This window comes from Halomonas sp. ND22Bw, from assembly GCF_003011945.1.
Lineage (GTDB): Bacteria > Pseudomonadota > Gammaproteobacteria > Pseudomonadales > Halomonadaceae > Halomonas > Halomonas halophila.
The window spans coordinates 1-263 of record NZ_PXWD01001086.1; the positions used below are offsets into that span (position 1 = coordinate 1).

1 pseudogene is annotated in these 263 nt (G+C 66.5%); it reads left to right on the forward strand.

The window, feature by feature from the left end:
- A pseudogene (locus CVH10_RS21525) lies at nucleotides 1-263 on the forward strand (ATP-dependent DNA helicase RecQ); the annotation flags it as partial.

Here is a 263-nt window from a genome sequence, read left to right on the forward strand (position 1 = left end):
TGGACCGCGGGCGCATCGCGCTGTTCGCGATCGACGAGGCGCATTGCGTCAGCGAATGGGGGCATGATTTCCGCCCCGATTATCGCCTGCTCCGCCCGCTGCTGGACCAGTTCCCGGACGTCCCCCGGCTGGCACTGACCGCCACCGCCGACGAACATACCCGTGCCGACGTCCTCGAACAGCTCGGCATCCCGCATGACGGGATGATCGTCGCCGGATTCGACCGGCCGAACATCCGCTATACGATCACCGCGCGCGACAAT